Source organism: Hyphomicrobium sp. (genome assembly GCF_019753045.1).
Classification (GTDB): domain Bacteria; phylum Pseudomonadota; class Alphaproteobacteria; order Rhizobiales; family Hyphomicrobiaceae; genus Hyphomicrobium_B.
The window spans coordinates 230,208-252,629 of sequence record NZ_JAIELN010000002.1; the positions used below are offsets into that span (position 1 = coordinate 230,208).

The 22,422-nt window shown below is 57.3% G+C and carries 19 protein-coding genes; 14 read left to right on the top strand and 5 right to left on the bottom strand.

Features of this window, described 5'->3' with window-relative positions; genetic code table 11:
- Positions 1-130 precede the first annotated feature (130 nt).
- The 3 genes from K2Q04_RS01560 (at position 131) to K2Q04_RS01570 (ending at position 2,764) form a co-directional block, all read left to right on the top strand.
- Positions 131-940 carry a MetQ/NlpA family ABC transporter substrate-binding protein gene (locus tag K2Q04_RS01560; protein ID WP_291158302.1) on the top strand — a complete coding sequence of 270 codons (810 nt, stop codon included), beginning with the start codon at positions 131-133 and terminating at the stop codon, positions 938-940.
- A 90-nt stretch (positions 941-1,030) separates the two neighbouring features.
- A complete protein-coding gene (locus K2Q04_RS01565) occupies positions 1,031-2,095 on the top strand; it encodes an ATP-binding cassette domain-containing protein (RefSeq protein WP_291158304.1) in 1,065 nt (354 codons plus the stop codon).
- Between the two features lie 9 nt (positions 2,096-2,104).
- On the top strand, positions 2,105-2,764 hold the full coding sequence (locus K2Q04_RS01570) for a methionine ABC transporter permease (protein ID WP_291158307.1): 660 nt from the start codon (positions 2,105-2,107) through the stop codon (positions 2,762-2,764).
- A 52-nt stretch (positions 2,765-2,816) separates the two neighbouring features.
- Here the strand turns inward: K2Q04_RS01570 and K2Q04_RS01575 are convergent, their stop codons facing one another.
- The gene (locus tag K2Q04_RS01575; RefSeq protein WP_291158309.1) at positions 2,817-3,626 is read right to left on the bottom strand and encodes a MetQ/NlpA family ABC transporter substrate-binding protein; all 810 of its coding nucleotides are present in this window, start codon (positions 3,624-3,626) and stop codon (positions 2,817-2,819) included.
- Between the two features lie 387 nt (positions 3,627-4,013).
- Here K2Q04_RS01575 and K2Q04_RS01580 point away from each other — a divergent pair, with 387 nt between their 5' ends.
- The 6 genes from K2Q04_RS01580 to K2Q04_RS01605 all read left to right on the top strand — a co-directional run bounded on the left by K2Q04_RS01580 (position 4,014) and on the right by K2Q04_RS01605 (position 10,812).
- Positions 4,014-5,258 carry an SfnB family sulfur acquisition oxidoreductase gene (locus K2Q04_RS01580; protein ID WP_291158311.1) on the top strand — a complete coding sequence of 415 codons (1,245 nt, stop codon included), beginning with the start codon at positions 4,014-4,016 and terminating at the stop codon, positions 5,256-5,258.
- Between the two features lie 95 nt (positions 5,259-5,353).
- Positions 5,354-6,622: an SfnB family sulfur acquisition oxidoreductase gene (locus K2Q04_RS01585; protein ID WP_291158314.1), complete on the top strand. Its 1,269-nt coding sequence runs from the start codon at positions 5,354-5,356 to the stop codon at positions 6,620-6,622.
- 4 nt (positions 6,623-6,626) lie between these two features.
- On the top strand, positions 6,627-8,000 hold the full coding sequence (locus tag K2Q04_RS01590) for a glutamine synthetase family protein (RefSeq protein WP_291158316.1): 1,374 nt from the start codon (positions 6,627-6,629) through the stop codon (positions 7,998-8,000).
- A gap of 27 nt (positions 8,001-8,027) precedes the next feature.
- Positions 8,028-9,086 carry a dimethylsulfone monooxygenase SfnG gene (sfnG, locus tag K2Q04_RS01595; RefSeq protein ID WP_291158319.1) on the top strand — a complete coding sequence of 353 codons (1,059 nt, stop codon included), beginning with the start codon at positions 8,028-8,030 and terminating at the stop codon, positions 9,084-9,086.
- Positions 9,087-9,113: 27 nt separating this feature from the next.
- A complete protein-coding gene (locus K2Q04_RS01600) occupies positions 9,114-9,716 on the top strand; it encodes an NAD(P)H-dependent oxidoreductase (RefSeq protein WP_291158322.1) in 603 nt (200 codons plus the stop codon).
- 283 nt (positions 9,717-9,999) lie between these two features.
- Positions 10,000-10,812 carry a TorF family putative porin gene (locus tag K2Q04_RS01605; RefSeq protein WP_291158353.1) on the top strand — a complete coding sequence of 271 codons (813 nt, stop codon included), beginning with the start codon at positions 10,000-10,002 and terminating at the stop codon, positions 10,810-10,812.
- Between the two features lie 103 nt (positions 10,813-10,915).
- Here the strand turns inward: K2Q04_RS01605 and K2Q04_RS01610 are convergent, their stop codons facing one another.
- Positions 10,916-11,770: an amidohydrolase family protein gene (locus K2Q04_RS01610; protein WP_291158356.1), complete on the bottom strand. Its 855-nt coding sequence runs from the start codon at positions 11,768-11,770 to the stop codon at positions 10,916-10,918.
- A gap of 18 nt (positions 11,771-11,788) precedes the next feature.
- A complete protein-coding gene (locus K2Q04_RS01615) occupies positions 11,789-13,225 on the bottom strand; it encodes an FAD-dependent oxidoreductase (protein WP_291158359.1) in 1,437 nt (478 codons plus the stop codon).
- A 365-nt stretch (positions 13,226-13,590) separates the two neighbouring features.
- On the opposite strand from K2Q04_RS01615, the gene ssuD reads away from it, so the two are divergent.
- From ssuD to K2Q04_RS01640, 5 genes are all read left to right on the top strand, one after another.
- Positions 13,591-14,760, top strand: coding sequence for an FMNH2-dependent alkanesulfonate monooxygenase (ssuD, locus tag K2Q04_RS01620; RefSeq protein ID WP_291158362.1), 1,170 nt, complete (start codon positions 13,591-13,593; stop codon positions 14,758-14,760).
- 320 nt (positions 14,761-15,080) lie between these two features.
- Positions 15,081-16,541 (top strand): APC family permease, encoded by a 1,461-nt coding sequence (locus K2Q04_RS01625; protein ID WP_291158364.1) that lies wholly within the window; start codon positions 15,081-15,083, stop codon positions 16,539-16,541.
- 576 nt (positions 16,542-17,117) lie between these two features.
- The gene (locus K2Q04_RS01630) at positions 17,118-17,477 is read left to right on the top strand and encodes a DUF3489 domain-containing protein (protein WP_291158367.1); all 360 of its coding nucleotides are present in this window, start codon (positions 17,118-17,120) and stop codon (positions 17,475-17,477) included.
- Between the two features lies 1 nt (position 17,478).
- Complete coding sequence (locus tag K2Q04_RS01635) at positions 17,479-17,937, top strand: DUF2924 domain-containing protein (RefSeq protein WP_291158370.1); 459 nt, start codon at positions 17,479-17,481, stop codon at positions 17,935-17,937.
- Positions 17,934-19,631, top strand: a complete 1,698-nt coding sequence (locus tag K2Q04_RS01640; protein ID WP_291158373.1) for a recombinase family protein — start codon at positions 17,934-17,936, stop codon at positions 19,629-19,631. The genes K2Q04_RS01635 and K2Q04_RS01640 overlap by 4 nt, the downstream gene beginning before the upstream one ends.
- A gap of 1,548 nt (positions 19,632-21,179) precedes the next feature.
- Here the strand turns inward: K2Q04_RS01640 and K2Q04_RS01645 are convergent.
- Together K2Q04_RS01645 and K2Q04_RS01650 are read right to left on the bottom strand one after the other, a co-directional pair.
- Positions 21,180-22,085, bottom strand: coding sequence for an EamA family transporter (locus K2Q04_RS01645; protein WP_291158376.1), 906 nt, complete (start codon positions 22,083-22,085; stop codon positions 21,180-21,182).
- Complete coding sequence (locus K2Q04_RS01650; RefSeq protein ID WP_291158379.1) at positions 22,082-22,369, bottom strand: propanediol/glycerol family dehydratase large subunit; 288 nt, start codon at positions 22,367-22,369, stop codon at positions 22,082-22,084. The genes K2Q04_RS01645 and K2Q04_RS01650 overlap by 4 nt, the downstream gene beginning before the upstream one ends.
- Positions 22,370-22,422 lie beyond the last annotated feature (53 nt).

A 22,422-nucleotide genomic window follows, 5' to 3' on the forward strand; every position in this document is an offset into this window, starting at 1 on the left:
GCCCCCTAACGGCTGAACCATAACGCCGAGCCATAGCGGCTTGACTTGCTCGATCGTTACCGGTGATCGCCATTCACCTTTAATGAGAGCGATCAGCACAACGTGCATTTGTCATAACAGGTGGGGACCAATGAAGATTTGGACGCTTCTGACGGCGGCGCTTTCAACTGTCGCAGCAGTAACGACAGCGCATGCCGGAACAAAATTCGTCATCGGCGCGACCGCCGTGCCGCACGCTGAGATCCTCGAGTTCGTCAAGCCGATCGTAGCCAAGGAAGGCGTGGATCTAGATATCCGTGTTTTCTCGGACTACATACAGCCTAACGCGCAGCTCGTCTCGAAAGAGCTCGACGGTAACTATTATCAGTACCGTCCATTCCTCAACGATTATAATCGTGAGCGAGGCACTAACCTTGTGCCGATCGTTCCCGTGCACATCGAGCCGTTTGTCGCCTACTCAACGAAGATTACTTCCGTTGACCAACTCAAGGATGGCGCGACTGTTGCCATTCCCAACGATCCAGTCAATGGAGGCCGTGGTCTTCTGCTGCTGCAAAAGATTGGCGTGATCAAACTTAAGGGCAAGCCGGAACTCGAGAGCCCCGAGGATCCGCTGCCGACACTCAAGGACATCTTGGAGAACCCGAAGCACCTCAAGATCACTGAACTTGAATCGGCGTTATTGCCTCGGGCCTTGGAGCAAGTCGAGCTCGCTGCACTCAACGGCAACTATGTTTTCGAGTCGAAGCTCCCGCTGGAAAAATCACTCTACATCGACCGTGGACAGGACGGCCGAAACATCTGGGGAGAATATCTTGTCGTGCGTCCGGAGGATAAGGACCGTGCCGAGGTGAAAATCATCGCTAAGGCCCTAAATAGCGATGCAACGCGCGAGTTCATCAAAGCCCACTACCAGGGCCAGATCTATCCGGCATTCTAATCGCAAGCGACACCGCAAGAGCAGGGCGGGCATCCTCCGCCTGCTCTTTGCGCGATTCCAGATGCGCGACATCCATCAATAGGGGCAGGAGTGAACAGCCAGCCATCTCAGCCGATCGTCAGCCTCAGAGGCGTCTCTAAGGATTTTCTTGTCGGAGGACGAGCGGCGACCGCGCTTCGCGATATCAATCTCGATATTCAACGCGGCGAAATTTTCAGCATCATCGGCTCGTCCGGCGCCGGAAAATCGACGCTGGTGCGGCTCATTAATCTATTGGAGCGGCCGACCGCAGGCGAAATTGCCTTCAAGGGCAAGCCCATCACGCTTGTCAAAGGCGAGGAACTTAGAACAATCCGCCGCAGCATCGGCATGGTCTTTCAGCACTTCAATCTTCTCTCGGCAAAGACCGTCGCCGAGAACGTGGCTTTTCCACTTAAGCTTTCGGGCGTGCGGAGCAGCAGCGTGATTGCCGAGCGCGTAAGCAAGCTCCTTGCGCGCGTCGGACTCCAGGATCATGTGGCGAAATATCCAAAGCAACTGTCTGGCGGGCAGAAGCAGCGTGTCGGCATCGCACGCGCTTTGGCTCTGCAGCCCGACGTCCTCTTGTGCGATGAGGCGACCAGCGCACTTGACCCGCAGACGACGCGGTCAGTCTTGAAGCTTCTGGCTGAGATCAACCGAGATCTCGGCATCACCATCGTTCTGATCACGCACGAGATGGACGTGGTACGTCAGATCTCACACCGGGTGGCCGTGCTAGATCATGGTCAGATCGTCGAACACGGGCGCGTCGAAGACGTATTCCTCCACCCTAGTCACTCTAAGACTCGCGAGCTCGTGCACGAAGCGGAGCCTGAGAACGATGAATTGAACTTGGGTAGCATCCCGCGCGGACAGATTTATCGTCTCACGTTCGTTGGGAAGAGGGCCCACACTCCCATTCTAGGCACCGTCGCTCGCGAGTTCGGCATCGACTATGTCATAACCGGCGGCCGCGTCGGCACGATCCGCGATGTGCCGTATGCGCAGCTTACGATATCGTTCACGGACGGCAACGTGCACGGTGCCATCGCGCGTCTGCGCGCGAGCGGCGTGTCGGCGGAACACCTGAACGGCGCCAATTCCGAGGCGCCGTTGAAAGCAACGGCAACGTGAGGTTTATCGGTGATTCTGCACTCCATCGGCTGGGACGATATCTTGCAGGCAACGCTGGCGACGCTCGCCATGCTCGGAGGTTCGCTGTTTTTCACGGTGCTGCTCGGGCTGCCGCTCGGCATTCTGCTCTTCCTGACCGGGCGCACACAGCTACTGGATCAAACGTTCGCTTACGGCCTGTTGTCCGTTGTGTTGAACACCATACGATCGGTCCCCTTCATTATTCTTCTCATTCTGCTGATGCCGGTTACCGTGCTCCTCACTGGCACGTCACTCGGCGTCCGCGGGGTGATCCCTCCGCTCGTCATCGGCACGGCGCCTTTTTTCGCCCGTCTTGTCGAGACAGCACTGCGCGAGGTTGATCGCGGTGTCATCGAAGCGACGCAGGCTATGGGAGGATCCGTCTCCCAAATTGTTTTCCGCGCTCTTCTGCCCGAAGCCTTGCCAGGACTGATCGCCAGTGTGACCGTGACGGCCGTTGTCCTCGTCGATTACACGGCGATGTCAGGAGCGATTGGGGGCGGCGGGCTCGGGGACCTGGCGATCCGTTATGGCTACCAGCGCTTCAAGACCGACGTGATGATTGTGACTGTGGTACTACTTATTCTTCTGGTCCAAATCCTGCAGGCCTTCGGCAATCGTCTCGTAATTCACTTCACGCGAAAATAAAGGAATCCTCCAATATTTTCGCATGAAGAGAGCCGCGCGATCGCGCCCTCTCTCAAGGATTGCCGCTTTCCGCGGGGATGACGGCGCCATCAAAAGTTCGGTCGATGTAGTTGCGGATCGCGGGCCCGGTCAGTGCAGCCGCGAGTTTGAGAATTCGCGGATCAGAACGATTATCGAGCCGCGACACCAGATAATTTACGTACGGGCTCTTCGCGCTTTCAAGCGCGAGCGCGTCTTTCCGAGGGTTAAGCCCTGCGTCGAGCGCGTAGTTGGTGTTTATCACGACGAGATCGACCTCATTGAGAACACGCGGCAAGACGGCTGCTTCAAGTTCGCGAAAGGTTAGATTTTTTGGGTTTTCGGAAATATCGGCGATTGTTTGTAGGCGATCCTGCCCCTTACGCAACGAGATCAGCCCAGCTTGTTGCAGCAGCAGCAATGATCGCCCTGCGTTCGAGGCATCGTTCGGCAGTGCGACATCGGCATGGTCACGCAAGGCTGAGATCGCATGGTACTTATGCGAATAAGCACCTAACGGTTCGACATGTACGCCGATGATCGGCACGAGGTGGGTGCCTCGCGCGGCGTTAAATTCATCGAGATAGGGCTGCGTCTGAAAATAGTTGGCGTCAAGCTGACCCTCCGCTACTTGCGTGTTCGGCTGCACGTAATCGTTGAAGACGACAATCTCTAGCTTTACGCCTTCCTCTGCTAAGATGGATTTGGCTTCCTCAAGAATCTGCGCATGCGGTGTGACTGTGGCGCCAATCCGCAGAACATTCTCTCTCGCACCATTGTCGGACCGGTCACAGGCAATGAGCAATGGGAGCGCCGCCAATAAGAAGACGGTGAAGCGAAGCATGATCATATTCCTCACTATAGTCGGCCGCGCGCGAGTTTAGCGACTCTAGGATCTCCGGTCGCCTGTCGCCTTAACGTAAGGGTGCTCGTCTGAGCAGATATCAATCCGGTGCATATCCTTTGATGATTTTATTGGTTCATGCTTCGGCGCAATGAAAGGATTATCGCGCCAATCCATGAAGCTGCGGTCGACCGCCGCGTCATGGGTCGGCGTGTCGTGCATCACTCAGTCGCTGCACTCCCGACTGCCTCCTCGCGCTTCGCTGCCGAACTGGTGATCGTCGCCATAGAGAACGATCGCCTTGGGTGGTGCGTAGGATGCCAATCGGTGGGTTGTTAATGGCAAGCGCGTCGCGCCGAGACTCCAATTAAAACAAGAGCAAGAGAAATGACCGAGCATCAATCTGCTGCAAGCCTAACCAAGTCATCGCTCCCAATTCTTGAGGAGCCCAAAGGCGCTCACGTTGTAAGCAGTGCGGACGAGGCCATTGAAATTGCGAAGCGCTTCGCTGCAAGAATTGCCGAGACGGCAAGCGAGAGAGATCGGCAGCAGCGCTTGCCTGTTGCCGAGATCGCCGAGTTCACGCAGAGCGGCCTTCTTTCGCTCAACGTTCCGAAGGAGTATGGGGGCCCCGATCTTTCGTATTCCACTATCGCGGAAGTCATCAGCATAGTTGCCGCGGCCGACCCCTCGATCGGGCAATTGCCGCAAAATCATATCGATTTCATCGATACGCTGAGGACCACGGCGACGCCCGAACAGCGGGCCGAATTCTTTCGCGCCATACTTGCTGGCACCCGAAGCGGCAACGCCTTTTCCGAACTTGGCAGCCGTACCGCCGCCGACTTTGAGACAAAGATCACGAGACGGGGCGATGACTACGTCGTCAATGGCCGCAAGTTCTATTCGAGCGGCGCGCTCCTCGCCCACATTGTTCCCATCACGACTGTCGACCCAGAAGGCCGTCTCTATTTCGCTGTCGCCGATCGCAATACTCCGGGTCTTTCCATTATCGATGACTGGTCAAGTTTTGGTCAGAGAACGACAGCAAGCGGCACGGTAATCATCGAGAACGTCGTGCTGCCGCCGTCGCGCGTAATTCCAAGCTATGCATCTCAGGACAGCCCGAGCGCCAACGGCGCAGTTTGCCAGATCGTCCACGCCGCGGTCGACACGGGCATCGCGCGGAGGGCCATCGAGGACACGATCGCGTTTGTGCGCAACTCGGCTCGTCCCTGGATCGACAGCGGCAAGGCAAAGGCAGTCGAGGACCCCTACACAATCTCTGATATAGGCGATCTCAAGATCAAGCTCCACGCGACTGAGGCGCTGCTCGCACGGGCAGGGCGCGCTCTCGATGCTGCCGTTGCCAATCCAACGGTTGAGACCGTCGCGGCGGCATCGATCGCGGTGGCCAAAGCCAAGGTATTGTCGACCGACGTCGCGCTTCTCGCAACGAACAAGCTGTTCGAGCATGGCGGCGCTCGCTCGACGCTGTTGAAAAACAATTTCGACCGCCATTGGCGCAATGCGCGCGTTCACACCGTCCACGATCCGGTGCGTTGGAAATATCCGATCATTGGGAATTACTACCTCAATCACGTCCTCCCGCCCCGTCATTCCTGGATTTAGCGGCAGCATCAGCGCACGAGGCGGGCCGCACGGAGCAAACCGCGACGCCCCGTTCCCGTTGGCAATCGAGAATTGCGAAACGAAAGAAACGACAAATGTCAGAACATAAGCCACTTGCCGCAGAGAACGACCGCGTAACCGCGCGCTCACTTCCGCCCGGCTGGGCGCCGTCGCGACCGGCACAGGACGCAGCGGTGATCAAGGACGATGCGGACGCCATCGAGACCGCTCACCGTCTCGCGCCGGTCTTTGCGGAAGGCGCGATCGCGCGCGACCGATCCCGCCACTATCCCCTTGCCGAGATCGATATCTTCTCGCAAAGCGGCCTCTGGGGCATAACAATCCCTAAGGAAAATGGCGGGGCAGGGGTTTCTCAAACGACGGTTGCCAAGGTATTTGCAACGCTTGCAGCTGCCGATCCATCTCTCTCCCAACTTGCCCAAAATCACTTTGAGATTGTCGACGTCATACGCTCGACGGCAAGCCTGGAGCAGAAAAACGAGCTTTTTGGTGCCATTCTCTCTGGCTACAGGCTCGGCAACGCCTTTTCCGAATCGAGCGGCAAGAACGTCGAAGATTTTTCGACCCGGCTCACGCAAGACGGTGCCAACTATCGCATCAACGGCAAGAAATTCTATTCGACCGGCGCTCTCTTCGCGCATCTTGTCCCGATCGTTGCGCTAAATGAAGAAGGGCATGTCGTCGTCGCCATTGCCGACCGGGATAGTCAGGGGCTTACTGTCGTCGATGATTGGTCGGGCATTGGACAACGCACGACCGCTAGCGGAACGGTGACGCTCGATAACGTCGCGATTCCGGCTACCCGCGTACTCCCGGCGCACATCGTTTATGAGCAACCGAGCGCCGCGGGGCCTCAAAGCCAGCTTATCCACGCCGCCATCGACCTCGGCATTGCGAAAGGTGCGATCGAAGCGACGCTCGACTTCGTGAGGAAGCGCGCGAGGCCGTGGATCGACAGCGGCCAGGAAGCCGCAACACAGGACCCGTTTACGCTACGCGACATCGGCGATCTTGAGATTCGCTTTGATGCGGCAGACGCGTTGCTGGAGCGCGCCGCGCATCAGCTCGACGCTACGCTTAGAAACACAAACGAAGATACGATCGCGCTTGCGAAGGTTGCCGTCGCTGAGGCGAAAGTTCTGACCACAGACATCGCGATCCTCGCCGCCAACAAGCTCATCGAGCTTGGAGGTTCGCGCGCAACTCTTGAAGCGAACGGCTTTGACCGTTACTGGCGCGACGCTCGGACCCACACCGTGCACGATCCCGTGCGCTGGAAGGCGTTTGCCGTGGGCCAATATTACCTCAATGGCGTCAATCCGCCATTGCACTCTTGGATCTGACCCCATGAATATCCAGGTCGCAACGAAATCGGCCTTTGATGAGATAGAAAAGGACGTCGAGGCGCAGGGCGTCAGGTTTTTGCGTGTCGAAGTCCCCGATCTTCACGGCATCGCACGCTCGAAAGTCGTTCCAGCAAAGCGGCTCAGGAGCCTCATTGAACGCGGACTGAACTTTCCTCTCCCACCTCTCGCACTCGATGTTCAGTGCGAGGCGGTTGAAGGCACCGGCTATCTTGAGGAGCGGGGTTATCCCGATATCACCCTCGTGCCGGACCTTCAGACCTTTGCCGTCCTACCGAACTCCAACGGAACGGCGCGCTTTATCGCCGACGCCTATCACGCGGCAACGGGTGAAATCGTGAACGGTGCGTCGCGCACAGTCGCGCGAAAGCTCTTTAATGATGCCGCGGCCCTCGGATTCGAAGTCCTGAGCGGCTTCGAGTACGAATTCTATCTTCTTGATCCCATATCACTCGCGCCCGCGAGCGAAACGGTCCGACAGTTTGCGACATTTGATGCCGGTGACAGACCACTTATCTACGCGATCGCGGAGGCACTTGAAGCGCTGGGCATCGAGGTTACAACCGCAAATCTGGAGTATGGCCCAAGCCAGTTTGAAGTGAATTTCGCGCCACGCCGTGGTCTTCTCGCTGCCGACCAGGCTTTTACATTCAAGAACATCGCAAAGGAGATCGCGGCAGCATCCGGCAGGCTCGCGAGCTTTATCACCAAACCCGCGATCGCCCGAAGCGCCAATGGCCTTCATTACAACGTCTCTCTCTGGCGCGATGGGGCCAATGCTTTTGCGGATTCCGCTGCGCCCGATCATTTCTCAGCTATTGGGCGCCACTTCCTTGCCGGCCAGATTCACCACGCACCGGCGCTTTCTGCGCTCCTGGCTCCCACCATCAATTGCAGCAAGCGATTCAGGGCACATTCCTTCGCACCATTTGAGGCTGATTGGGCAACAAGCAATCGCACCGTTGCGCTACGGGTGAAAGCAGCTGGCGGCCCGGATATCCACATTGAGAACCGGATCGGCGCGGGTGCATCCAACCCATATGTTGCGGCCGCGGCTATTTTGGCGGCTGGGCTCGACGGCATTCGCCGAGCGCTGACTCCACCGCCTCCGCGGGTGGCTGGCGACGAAGAAACGCGCTTTGTGTCGCTGCCCACGGCGCTTGAGCCTGCGCTCAAAGCGCTCGAAGCCGACACCATTCTTGTCGAGGCGCTCGGACCCGAGTTCGTAAAGATATTCACGACCGTCAAACGCCACGAAATCAGAAAAGCGAGACGCGCCATACCGGGCTTCGACGATCCCTCGTTCCACGAACGAGTCGATCCGTGGGAGCTTGGCGAACTGGCGCGCGTGCTCTGATCGCCGAGCACCAGAACAGAGATAATCATGCAGTTTGCCTACTGGAATACCAACCTCGGCAGCGTGCTGTTCAGCAGCATCCCGCAGAAGGCCGATCCCGATTTGGCTTTTCAACTCGATGTTGCGCGACGGGCGGAAGAAGCAGGATTCGACTATACTCTTGTCGCGGCTCGGTTCGTCTCGACAGCAGGGTCGAGCCCTGACATGTACGACGCGCTCGCGGCGAGTTCAGCTCTTGTTTCCGCGACCAGGCGGCTAAACGTCATTGCGGCGCTGCATCCCGGGCTTTGGCACCCAGCGATGGTAGCTAAGTTCGCGGCGACGCTGTCGCTGCTGTCTCAAGGCCGCTTTCACATCAACGTCGTGAGCGGGTGGTTCAAGGATGAATTCGTCCGCCTTGGCGAGACATGGCTTGATCACGACGAGCGCTATCGCCGCTCAGACGAATTCATAAGTGTTTTGCGCGGCCTCACTTCGGGCGAGCCCTATTCCTTCTCTGGCGATTTCTTCCGCATTCGCGAGTTGACATTCAAACCCAAGCCACAGCATCCGATCGACGTCTTCCAGGGCGGTAATTCTCTCGCCGCCCGCAATCTTGCTGCGCGCCGGGCAGATTGGTACTTCATGAACGGCGACACCATCGACGGGATCACCGCGCAGATCGCGGAAGTTCGCAAGCTTGCCGAGCCGCTCGGCCGCAAGCCGAAGTTTGCGGTCAATGCCTTCGTGATTTTACGCGACACGGAGAGCGAAGCGGTCGGTGTTCTCGACGAAATCATCGCGCGCGCCGATTCCGCGTCGGTGCAATCATTCCGTGAGCATGCTCAAGGTGCAGGATCATCAACAAAAGATCGCGTTGGCATGTGGGCTAACTCAAGCCTCGCCCATCTTGTGCAACCCAATGACGGATTCAAGACCGGGCTCATCGGAACGCCTGAGCGTTTGATCGAGCAGATACGGGCATTGGAAGCGGCTGGCGTCGACCTCGTCCTCTGCGGGTTCCTCGACTTCCTTGAAGAGCCGACGGTCTTTGGTCATGCCGTGATCGACGTGCTCAAGCATGAGAACGAAAATCATCGCGCCTGACGCAGCTGATCGGGAAAGAAGCGCAAGATGAAACATTGGACCGATAAATCGACCGCGGCTTCGTCTGCGGCGCCGGTAAAGCTTGTTTCCGTATCCGGAAGCTGGCAATCGCCGTCGAAGACGCGGGCGCTCACCGACGCAGTGGCCGTCGCTGTCGGCGATCGTCGACCGGTCGAGTTGACGACAATCGATCTGGCTGAAGTGGGGCAAGCTATCGTGTCGCTGCGGGACATCAAGGCGGCGGAGCCGGAGATTCGCTTGCTCTTTTCCGCCGTCGAGCAGTCCGATCTCCTGATCGTCGGCTCTCCGATCTTCAAGGCATCCTACACTGGCATTTTTAAGCATTTCTTCGATCTTTTCGATCCGCATGCTCTTATCGGAAAGCCGGTGCTCCTGACAGCGACCGGGGGTACGCATCATCATGCGCTCGTGCTGGAACATCATATCCGGCCGTTGTTTGCGTTCTTTCGCGCCAGGACATTGCCGACGACGATTTACGCGATCGCAGATGACTTCGAAGATGGCGTTCTGATCAATGGTGCCGTGAAAGACCGAATTGAGCAAGCGGCGGACGAGGCCGCGCACGCCATCGAATTATCGACATTCCGAAGAGCCGGGGTTCGAGCGTAAATTGGCAACCAATTGCTTTGATTATTAAGGTGACACGATAGCAGAATTTGCTGTCCGCTATTACGTGCAATTTCATCTCATTTAGTTGCCATTTTCTGTTTCGTCATCGCCCCCGCTAAAGCATTCCGTCATAGCATCCATATTCAGAGGCAAAATTGGTACACGCCAACCCAATAGCTTGATTAATAAGCATATTATCATTGCATGAATTACGCTCGCTTGTGATCTATGCCCCATGTGCCATGAGTGGCCTTTGCCAATATGGAATATGGGAGAAAATACTATGGGGGCTTTTGTAAGATCATCCCGCGCGCTTGCTTTCGGCGCATTCACATCTATTGCGCTTTCGACGGCAGCAGTAGCGGATGAAAACAAGTTCGGTTATTCGATTACTATATCCGGCGCGAGCGACTATCTCTTTCGCGGCATCTCACTGACGGACGAAAAGCCCGCCTTCCAGCCCTATATCGAATTCACCTATGGCATCGGCTACCTCGGAATTTGGGGATCGAATATTGGCTCGCGGGAACTCGCGGCGGAAGGCTTTCAGGCAACGGGCCCCTGGGAAGTTGACGTTTACGCTGGCATCAGGCCGGTCGTCGGACCTGTCAACTTTGACCTCGCAGTTCTCTGGTACACTTATGGCGCGCGCACGAACCCAGGGGGACTGACCAAGGGCGATCTGGACTATGTCGAGCTCAAAGCTTCCGCATCGACCTCTCCGATTAAGAACTGGACGTTCGGCTTGACCGGCTACTTCACTCCGGACCAGGACTTGGCAATCCCGCAAACGGCCACTGTGGAAGGGTCAGTTGCTTACGAGCTTCCCCATTATCGCGAGTTTGCTCCGTCGCTGACTGCCCAAATCGGGTACGCAACGAGCTGGTCGTCCAAGTATTTTGGCAATGGCTCGGGGCCATTCGTCGGCGATGACGCTTATGCCTATTGGAATGCGGGTTTAAAGGTTGCTGTCGACAAATTTTTCCTCGACTTCCGCTATTGGGATACGAGCGTCGATGCTCCTGCCTCACTTGCGGAATACCAGCGGCTCGCGGATTCTCGGTTTCTTTTTACTGCCGGCGTGACACTACCTTAGAGCCGGGGCGTGTCGGCAACTCTCAAGGGTTTGCACAATCAAACCCTTGGGAGCCAAGTGCCAGGGTCGTCTGACAGCAGGCCGGCAACGTACCGGCGTCCAGCTATAGGCCAAGCTTCAATAGGCGATTGGCGTTGCCGAACATAATCGATTCCAGAACCGCGTCGTTGAAGCCCAATCGTTGGTAATCTTGGACCGATTGCGCCATGTCCCGGAACGGGAATGACGAGCCGAACAATAATTGCTCGCGCATAAATCCGTTCGCGGCTTCGACGTAGAAACTACCCCCCGGCAGAAAGATATACATATCGGGGACGACAGAGACATTTGCATAGCGGAAGGCGACGCCAATGATGTCGAGGACATTGGGCCATGCCCCATGATGGACGACGATCGAGAGGTCCGGGAAGGCACGTGCGACACGGCCGATCGCCGCCGGATTATTAAAGTTCAAGTCAGGCGTCGTCGGTCCCGACATCAGAAAGACTGGAATTCCCCACCCCTGCAGCGCTTCATACACGGGAAACAACAAACGGTCGTCGAAGTGACGAGCCGGTGTTCCGAAACCGGGTTCGAGATTGATCGCTTTGAGACCAAGGGAATGCACGGCCCTCTCCGCTTCTTGGACGGCGCCGTCAGCGCCCAGGCGGTCGGGATCGACCGAGCCGACCCCGATAAGCTCGCCGCGGCCAGCCACGAGCTTTGCAATGTCATCGTTTGTGTTCTGAATTGCCGGCGTATCGCGTCCGATCACGACCGCCGTCGTGATGTTGGCATTGCGGATGTCCCGCTGAAAGCCTTCGAGAGTGTGGGATCGGACAAAGTGCTCGTCGTCCTTTGAGCCGACGCGGCGATTGAGCCACTTGGCGGTCTCGAATTCAGGAGTTCCGCGCCGCGCACCATAAAAGTCGTGCAAGAATGCGGGTCTGCTCCGCACGTCGATAATGCGCTGAGTCACGGCTGCTCCTGGCTTTCTCTATTGCGCTTTGGCGGTGGGTTCGGGTCGTTGCTCGCTCGAACGTCGCGGTTCGGCAAGTTCGTGCTGGACCTCATCGGCTATAAATTTTGCATAGTTCGTCACCTGCGGTAGGCCCATGAGTTCGCCGAACGTGCCGCGTGCCAAAGGACCGACGATGAGAAGAGACGCGATCGCTTGGCCGTTTTGCGCGATCGCTCGTCCTTGCTGGTTACATAGAATTCCGAGACCGAGGCTGTCGCCTTGGATCAACCCCGATGCAGCAAGAGAGGCGAGATGGGGTTCTCCCTCGACGACGCGATTGTGGGCCGGCCCCGTAGTGATGATGACGTAATCGGTTTCGTGCCTTAGGGGCCGCATCGATCCTCGTGAATAAAGATGCAAGAGGATATGATCCTCCCGGGGCTCGGCGCCGCTGATGGAGGCGGCGTGCAGCGTAAAGGTGCCCGCCGCACGCCTTCGATTGATAACGTGCTCAACCTGAGGCGCGACGCGAAAGCGGTGAACGTCCCAATAGGATCTCAGATGCCGGACGATCCGACTCCGTTCTTTAAGGGACATCGTCGGCCAGAAGGTCCCCGCTTGGGCCCGTACCGCATCAATGACAGCCTGCCACGGAACTCCGAGCGCTGCGGCCTCTTCAATCGTTGAACGGACCTTCCGAAGAAGTTCGACTGCTGAGAGTGATGGATCGCGGACGAACTCACCGAACGGCTGAAACGGTTGGCGCGTGTGGCCGCGTGAAAGCAACCCGTGCCGCGAGATCGCGGTTACTGTGCCTTGATGACCTTTTCTGTCCAGCGACGCGACCACATCGGCCATAGTCAGGCCTGAGCCAATGATCGTGACACGAGCTTGGTGGTCAATTTCCTCAAATGACGCGTTCGTCGAATCGGCAATGAGACGGCGATCGTCTTTGAGCGCCTGGGCGAGTGTATGCGGCAGTTGCGGTGGCGGATGCGTCGTGGCGAGAACCACGATATCGGCGAAAAATATCAAGCCTTCCGCCGTTGTTATCCTCCACCGCCCACCTGATCTTTCGATCGTATGAACGAATTCCTCAATGTGCGTGATGTCACCGGACACTATGCGTGGCTTGAGGTGCTCATAGACGTATTTACCGAAAAGCATCCTGCGGACGTAAAGCTGGCCGTCCTCCGCGAGCGCTTCCGCATCGTCTGCCACGGCATCAGTCCGAGAAATCCAGTTCGTGAAGTGCTCATCCTGGCCCGGGATGAGACTCATTTTCGCGGCCGGCACGTTGATCCGATGGGCAGGATTGGTGGTTCCATAGGCAAGACCAGCCCCGACCGTCGGACGCGGCTCGAACACCGTGATTTTCGCTTCAGTTTTATATTCGGCCAAATGGTAGGCAACGGCGGCGCCGGATAGGCCCCCGCCGATGATTGCGACTGAGGGCGAAGGCGATGTGCTCATCGAGGGGCGGTTTGCTGCTGGAACTTCTCAAGGCCGACCGTGGCAATGAGGTGAGACGGCGCAGGAAGTAAACTGCGGTGAGCGAACAACGATGATCGCTGTGCGCCCACGAATGGCTGGTAGATGAGTTTCTCCAGCATGGAAAATAATTGTTTCTTCTATAGATATTCACTCTCGGTTTTTTTCTGATCGCGATCAGTCTTCCCGCAGGGGGTAACTGGTTACAAAGGCGAATGTGGGGGAATGGATGGTCTGAGCACGAAGCGATCATAAGCATTTTCGAAATTCTTCTTGGACTTAAGACATCCGGAAATTCAGAACGTTCGCTTCTCAACTCTCTTTTCTGAGATTTCCAGGGTGTACTAATGAGCGATGTCGTGCCGTCGACCAACCTCAATATCCTTTGGTTTCTGCCAACGTTTGGCGACGGCCGCTACCTAGGGACTTCCTTCGGGGGTCGTGAGACCGATCTCAACTATCTAAAGCAGGTGGCGCAAGCGGCAGATGCGCTCGGCTTCTATGGCGTCCTGCTGCCAACGGGGCGAACCTGTGATGACTCATGGATTGTCGCGGCAGCGCTTGCACCGCAGACAACGACTCTCAGATATCTCGTCGCACTTCGACCTGGGCTTCAATCGCCAACGGTAGCGGCGCGAATGACGGCGACCCTCGATCGGTTGTCGAGCGGGCGGCTCCTCGTTAACGTCGTTACGGGCGGCGATCCCGTCGAGAACAAAGGCGAGGGCCTCTTCTATAATCATGCCGAGCGCTACGAGTTGACCCGGGAATTTCTTGGCGTTTACCGCTCGCTGCTTGCGGGAGAGAATGTCACCTTCAAAGGCCGCTACATCGAGTTGGAAGACGGTCGACTCCAATATCTGCCGGTGCAGCAGCCGTCGGTGCCACTTTACTTTGGCGGTTCGTCCCCTGCGGGTATCGGCGTTGCGGCTCAGTCCATCGATAAGTTTCTAACGTGGGGCGAGCCTCCCGGCGACGTTGCCGAGAAGATCTCCGTGGTTCGGGAAGCCGCGGCGAAGGAGGGACGCAACTTAAGCTTTGGCATTCGTCTCCATGTCATCGTCCGCGAAACACGCGAGGCAGCATGGAAAGCGGCTGAAAAACTCATCTCGCATCTGGACGACGACACGATCGCGGCGGCTCAGAAAATCTTTGCCCGCATGGATTCAGTGGGTCAAAAGCGCATGACAGCGCTGCATGGAGGCCATCGCGACAAACTCGAAATCAGTCCCGATCTTTGGGCTGGTGTCGGTCTCGCGCGCGGCGGAGCGGGAACGGCGCTCGTCGGCGATCCCGAGACAGTTGCAAAACGCATAAAGGAATATGCCGCACTCGGGATCGACAGTTTCATCCTCTCTGGATACCCACATCTCGAAGAGGCTTATCGCTTCGCTGAACTGGTCTTTCCGCTCTTGCCCCTTGGTCGTGCTAAACAACCGGGGCCTCTCAACGTCAACACGGGTCCGTTTGGAGAAGTCATTCGGCCCGATGCCGGGCGGCAAGCTGCTCAATCCTAGGTGTTCCGGAAGCCCGACGATTTTGACCTTGGCGCGTCGCTCCTCGCCCTCATTTGGAAGTGCATTTCCCATCAAGCTCGCAGACGTAATAGGAGCCACGTCTATGAAGCCAATGCCTTTTGCAATCGCAATTAGAGAACTCAGTTAGGAATGGTCGGATGGGTGAGCCTGCGGCCTATTCCGATCAAGGAAAATCAAATGCATATCTCATATATATATTAGACAGAAGAGAGATTCCGGCGCTGCATATCAGAACGCAGCGTTGGGGCGCAGCCGTAATCGGCCCGCTCCGAGTTGCTCTCTTATCCCAGCTTCGACGTATGAAGGAAACCATCATGGTCTCGGACGTGAGCCTTGAGCTGTCGCCGATTGCAGATGTTCCGGTTCGCTCCACCGGCACCACTCGGCTACGGGGGAACCTCGGCGTCTGGCAGATCGTGTTCATGGTCACTGCCGCGGCTTCACCGCTCGGCGTGCTCGGAGGCACTGTGATCGTCGGCATCGGGACCGGTAACGGCACGGGGTTTCCCGCTACCTATATCGTTACCGGAATCGCGCTGCTGTTGTTCGCAATTGGCTTTACGGCGATGACCCCGTATGTGCGGACCGCAGGTGCCTTCTACGCCTACATCGATAAGGGGCTCGGGCGCAGCATCGGTCTCAGCGCAGGCCTTGTCGCCCTATTATCCTACATTGCCGTCGAAACCGGCTGCTACGGTCTGATTGGCCCCGGGATCGACAATTTGCTGCAAAGCTGGGGCTTCCCAAGTGCCCCGTGGTGGGTTTACGCGTTTGGTGTTTTCGCCGTCGTCACGTATTTCGGCTACCGTAACATCGAGCTATCTGGGAAGGTCTTGGCGGTCGGTCTTCTGGCGGAGGTCGCCATTTGCCTCGTATTCGACGCCGTGGTGATAGCCCGAGGTGGCGATAGCGGACTGTCCACTGGCATTATCTCATACGATCAGGTGTTTTCCGGCGCTCCGGGAGTGGGAATTCTCTTTGCTATCCTGAGTTTCCTCGGTTTCGAGGCAACGGCTGTTTTTCGCGACGAGGCCCGCGATCCAGAGCGCACCATCAAACGCGCCACCTATAGCTCACTCATTCTCATCACCGTGTTTTACGCGGTCTCGTCATGGGCGCTGATCACCGCCGTCGGCGATCAGAATGCGGTGAAAATCGCCACTGAGAACAGCGGCACAATGCTCTCCGACGCGACCCACCGCTATCTTGGCCCCATTGGTTTCCAGGCCATCCAAGTGCTCTTTGTCACCAGCCTCTTTGCCTGCATCCTGTCGTTCCATAACATCGTCTCCCGGTATGTGTTCGTGCTTTCGGAGCGGAATGTGTTCCCCAAGAGCCTGGGCGTGGCCCATAGTCGTCACTACTCTCCCCACCGGGCCTCGATCGCAACCTCCATTGTGGTGGCTGCGCTCGTGATCCTCGGGGCTGCTACTAACCTCGATCCGATCAATCAGTTCTATACTTGGCTCGGGGGATTCTCAGCTGTCGGCGTGGTGTTGCTCTACACCCTGGCCAGCCTTGCAGTCGTCGTGTTCTTCGCTCGTCACCGTGAGCACACGGTGGGGATCTGGAGGGGGGCTATCGCGCCCGGCCTCGGATTCCTTACTCTTGCCGCGTTCTTCGGTCTCGTTCTGCAAAATCTCAAGACCCTCGTCGGCGGCAGCGATCCGCTCGCGGTCACTATCCTCGCTCTGCTCATAGGCGCCTTCGTGCTGGGGCCGATCCTTGCCAAACTCCGTCCCAAACTCGAGCTGGAATAGCCGGCAGGGGAGAGGGGGAGCGTATCGTGCGCTCCCTCACCCCGATCTCTCCTGCACGGACAGTGGAAGAGTTTCGCAAGGGCCTGCTTAAAGAGCTGGGTCATAAATACCCTCTATCCTCATAAATACCCTCTATCCAAAGAACTGATCTATCCGCCCGTTACGCTATCCTCTCCAGTCATGACGGAGCCGTGCTTCGGATAGACTGGCAGACCCTCAATAAAATCACGTCGAATATCACCAAGAGCAAAGGCCGTCGGACCGCACCGAGCATGCAGGATTCGAACCCGAGCGGGCACTTTCAAAGCGGCTGCCAAAGGCAATTGGCATCGCATTTAAAATGGGACCGACAGGATCACAAATCTCAGCGAGTAATGCATTGACGATAGTGTCCGGGCTCCAGGTTTTGCAGCGAAAACAGGCCTCGACTTCTGCCGTAAAGGACGCATTGGTGGTGGTGCGACGGGCGCCGACGTTTAGCTGAGCGCCGGTTTTGCTGGGCTCGCCTCGCGCAACGCGGGGCTTCGGGTGGTGGGAGCGCCGATAGGAGCGTTTCCTTAAACCCTGGAACCAAACATGACCACTGTAGAAACTGCCTACCCCGCACAGACCAAGAAAGCCGCATCGCGGAATAAAGCAGTCAAAGCAAAATCAGTTGCCAAGCAGCCGCCAGCATCGCCTGCCGCAAGTAAGGCCGATGCCGGCGATGAACCGCACTCGGTGCGCATCACAAAGCACGATCGCGTCCTGACGCTCCTTACTCGGCGCGAAGGCGCAACCATTCCGGAAATGATGGAAGCAACGGACTGGCAGCAACACAGCGTCCGTGGCTTTCTCGCCGGGACGGTCAAAAAGAAGCTCGGCTTCACGCTGACCTCGAAGAAGGCAGAAGGTGAACTTCGCCGTTACCGCATTGAGACCAAGCGCGGCAGCTGACGTGAAGAGCACCTCACTCGACATCGCGGCCGAGCTGTCGCGGCTCGAAGCTCTCACCAACTTCGAGCTGCGTGGCGAGTGGCGGCGGCTGCAAGGAATGCAGCCGCCGAAGAGCCTCTCCCGCGATCTTCTGCTCCGCGGCATCACCTACAAGATCCAGGAGAGAGCGTTCGGCGGCCTGTCCAAGTCCATCGTGCGCAAACTATCCGGCGCAACCTCCGGGGCATTGTTAGACGCCGACCCAAAAGCACCTTGCGTAAAGGCTATTCGCATAAGTGTGAAGGTCGGCACACGGCTCGTCCGCGAATGGAACGGCCAGACGCATACTGTCCTTGTCCACGCGGACGGCGTCGAGTGGTGCGGCAAGCGTTACAGGTCACTGTCGGTCGTCGCGCGGGAAATCACTGGCGCACACTGGTCCGGTCCGCGCTTCTTCGGTCTGGAAAGACGCACCAAATGAGACGACTGAATTGCGCGATCTATACCCGCAAGTCCTCGGATGAGGGGCTTGAAAAGGAGTTCAACTCCCTCGATGCTCAGCGGGAGGCCTGTGCTGCATTTATCCAGAGTCAAAAGCATGCCGGGTGGGCGGCGCTTCCAGACCTGTATGACGACGGAAGGCTTTCGGGTGGCACGATGGAGCGACCGGCGCTTCAACGGCTGCTGGCCGATATAAAGGGCGGCAACGTCCAAATCGTGGTCGTTTACAAGGTCGACCGGCTGACACGATCGCTCGCCGACTTTGCTAAGATTGTAGACGTGTTCGACGCGCATGGTGCGTCGTTCGTCTCGGTGACGCAGCAGTTCAACACCACAACCTCTATGGGGCGCCTCACGCTCAACATGCTGCTCTCGTTTGCACAGTTCGAACGTGAGATTGCCGGCGAGCGCATTCGCGACAAGATTGCGGCATCCAAGGCCAAGGGCATGTGGATGGGCGGAAACGTCCCGCTCGGATACGACGTCAAGGATCGCAAGCTGATCGTGAACCAGGTCGAGGCTGAGACTGTGCGCTTGATCTTTCGGCGCTATGCGGAACTCGGATCGGTCAGGGCGCTTGGACAGGAACTGGATCGGCTTGGCGTCGTCAGCAAACGCCGCGAGGGCGCAGGCGGGGTCCTGGCAGGTGGAAACCGCTTCTCTCGCGGGGCCCTCTATACGCTGCTCCAGAACCGACTTTATCGGGGCGAGATCGCGCACCAGGGCAACATCTATCCGGGCCAGCACGGGGGGATTATCGACGTTGAGCTCTGGGAAGTCGTTCAAGAGAGGCTGTCTGGTAACCGGCAGGCCCGGGCGCTCGGCGCTGCTGCCGAGGGGCCCAGCCTGCTTGCGGGATTGATCGTGGACGGTGAAGGACAGCGGATGACGCCGACCCATGCTGTCAAGAAGGACCGCCGCTTTCGGTACTATGTCTCGACCTCGCTGATCACAGGCACACGTTCGGACCATGCGAAGGGCTGGCGCATTCCTGCGGGCGACATCGAGACTTTGGTCCTTGATCGGCTCCGCGCATTCTTTGCCTCGGAGCAGGAGGTTGGAGCAGCATTGTCCTGCTTCGAACTCGAGGCCTCGAAGCTTCGGTCCGCTCTTTCGAAGACAATGCAACTTGCCGAAAGCATGACGAGCCTGTCGTCCATCAAGGTACGAGAGCTTATCCGATCGGTTATCGATACTGTCGAGATCCATGATGATGAGATCATCACGTCACTGAAGCGAACGGAGATCGCATCTGTCCTGCTTGGCAATACCTCCAGTCTGCCAGCGATGAGCGAACCCGATACATTCGCACTGCCTATCGAAGCCAAACTGCGCCGTGCAGGAAAGGGAATCCGGTTGGTGGTCGGCGGCGGCATTGCCGAAAAGCCTGACGGACAAATAGTTACTTTAATGCGCGCCGCATACGCAACACGTGAGGCTCTGATGACTGGCCGCGACGCGACCATCGAAGCGATGGCGCAGCGGCTCGGCATCAAACGAGACTATTTGTCGGCCCACATGCGCGTGACCTACCTCGCGCCGGACATCGTCCGCGCATTCGTATCAGGTCACCATCCACCGGAGCTGACACCGGCGCGTCCTCTCTCTTTGTGCAGAGACCTTCCGCACGACTGGCAGCTCCAGCGCGCAGTCCTCGGGTTCGAGACGCGGTAGCGCGCCCGAAAGCGCCTCAAGACCATGCGAGTCTGACCGGCCGAAAAATGCCGACAGAGATAAATAGGCCCGGAAGCCCGAAAACCATCTCCCAGAGACGCGGCCAGTTGCGCGAGAGCCAAATGCCCATTGACAAGGCGCGGATTTTGCGACGAAATTCCGCTCGCAGAAATCAAATAATATACAGCTATATCAATAGCTTGGTCGCTGGCTGGGGGACTAACATTAGCACTTCCGCGTCAAGTGATTGATTTAAAGAAATAAAAACGGCTCGAAAATTGAAAATGTAAGACCGTATGTAAGAATAATTTTTTGTGTGAGAATTCGCCTCCCGACGCGAATATTTGAATTAGTTTCTAACGAGAAACCGTTCTGTCCTGAATTGAAAATGGAATTACGCGCAAATATGCCAAGCTCTCGACCATTCCGCGGAGCCCATTTTGAAGCGCCGACTGAATGAGCAGTCGAGGGATGTGAAATCTAGGAACGGTAGTCGAACCGATGGCTCTAACGGTGCTGTTGTTCACGTATTCTAAGGCGAATATCTCCCGTGGGGCGACCAAACTCCGCATCGACTTCCATTGCGCTTCTCGCTCGGAAATCGACGTTCCCTCAAAGCTTTTCAGCCTTAGTGCAGGCCATGAAGCGTTTCGTTGGCCCTTGAAAACGGAATTGGGAGCGATCGGGCGACGAACATTTCGTTCGCAAGAACAGTGACATAAGTTCACGCCATGCGATTAGCGCATGGGTTGGCAGCGGGTGCGTTGGAATCCGTGCAATAAACATCAATGCCATGCTTTGGCGTGGACCGTTTGCGGCGTCATTTTCGAGATTGTGGCGCTCGATTTAAGTGCCTGCAGTGTGGGGTTGCCCCCATCGGGTGTCTCGCGGCCACACACTCCCTAGTTTTTGTGCAGCCATTCGGCATGAGTAACGTCAGCGGTGTCGATATCACCGTGATCGCGCTCATCGGCGAAGGCGTCCGGCACAAAGTCAAATGACCAGCGAACGTTGGCGGCGCACGGTGTCGTTGCGGCACGCATCTCCGGGATTGAATGACGTCCGATCTATCATTGACGGCTACACTCGAGAGGGTGGCCGAAAAGCAATTTTAGCGAGGATGTCCCGCGTATAATCCAGCGGATAGCTTTCACTACCAACCCGATGTGCAACGCGCGCAGGTGGTAAAGCATCGCGCCCAATAGCCAAGGAGATTGGACCCAAGATAGCATCGGAAGCGTCAAGCAGATCACCAGAGACGCGACCGTAAGCACGGTTCGGCAGCCCAGTCGTTCCGACAATGCTCCTGCCATGGGCATGGCAACGAGCGAACCGCAGCCTAGGCACAAAAGGGTCAGCCCCAAACTGGCATCATCCAATCCCGCACGCTGCTTGGCCAAAGGAACCAGAGGTGCCCAAGAGGCAATAGCCAAGCCTGGTATAAGAAAGCATGCCCGCGTCGCGTGGTGCTGAGCGCGGAGAGAACTAGTGCGCGTCATGAGAGTAAACACTTTAATCTGAGGGAATTGAATTGTTTACGTCGACTGTTCATGGCGCCAGTGTGACATTCGGCGAATTGGATTTCGTTGCCCGCGCTAAAGACGCCATGCTGCCTGCGGAAGCGGTGATGACGCATGCAATAGCGGTCCATTGCTGCACGGTCAGATGCTCGTCCAGAAACGCAAGGCCCGCGAGTGCGCAAATGACCGGTTCAAGGCTTAGAAGCACCCCGAACGTCTGACGCGGCAGGTCACGCAAGGCAACCATTTCCAGAGAGTAAGGGAGCGCGCTTGATAGGATGGCGACGCCGACAGACTGCAGTAGCAGCCTCTTATCGTCCAGCGCCACGCTCGCATTGATTGCGCCAAATGGTGCCACAACCAGCGCCGCCACGACCATACCGAGCGCAACGGCTTGACCGCCGTTCGCCTTCCCCACGCGTTGACCTGTGACGATGTATAGTGCCCAACAGACGCCTGCCCCGAGTGCGAAGGCAATACCGACCGGGTCCAATTTTGACGTCGGACCAGAAATTGGCATCAGAAGGGCCAAACCCAACACAGCGAAGCCGATCCAAACAAAGTCCTGGGCACGGCGAGATGCGAGAAGGGCGACGGCGAGGGGGCCGATGAATTCGATCGCAACTGCCAGGCCGAGTGGAATAGTGCGTAACGCGCAATAGAATAAGAAGTTCATAAAACCAAGCGTCGTGCCATATACCGCGATGAGGACGCCGCGGCCGCGGTCGAGTGGTTTAGTCCAGGGACGGTACAGCGCCAACAGTATGATTGCCGCGAAACCAACGCGAAGAACGGTCGTGCCTTCGGCACCCACCACTGCGAAGAGGTGCTTGGCCAACGACGTACCAATTGCCAGCGATACCATGCTGGCCAAAAGTGCCAACACGCACAGTAGAGTGGCCAATGGTCGAGCACGCGCCGTGAAGTTCATCATGTATGGTTTCTGAGGCCCGTCGCATGAGCGAAATCGCGCACCGCGACGGCGTCCATCGATTCGACGCGACCGTTCGCGAATGACACGGCAGGTTTAGGATCATTGGGATGGGCGAACGCCACGAACCCATGATCGGCCACTTCGGTGGCAAATTTGTCAAGTCTTAAGAACCGCTCATCCCAGTCGGAAAAGCGTTTCCAGCGATTGGGGGATGTGCGCGGCTCATCGTCAAAGGCGGTTCTCCCACGCGCATCAGGCGGCACTCGCCACAGCGACGACGTCATGCCTAATCCATTCGTCGAGCCGAGCATCCTTTGATCGAATTTCTTGAGACCTT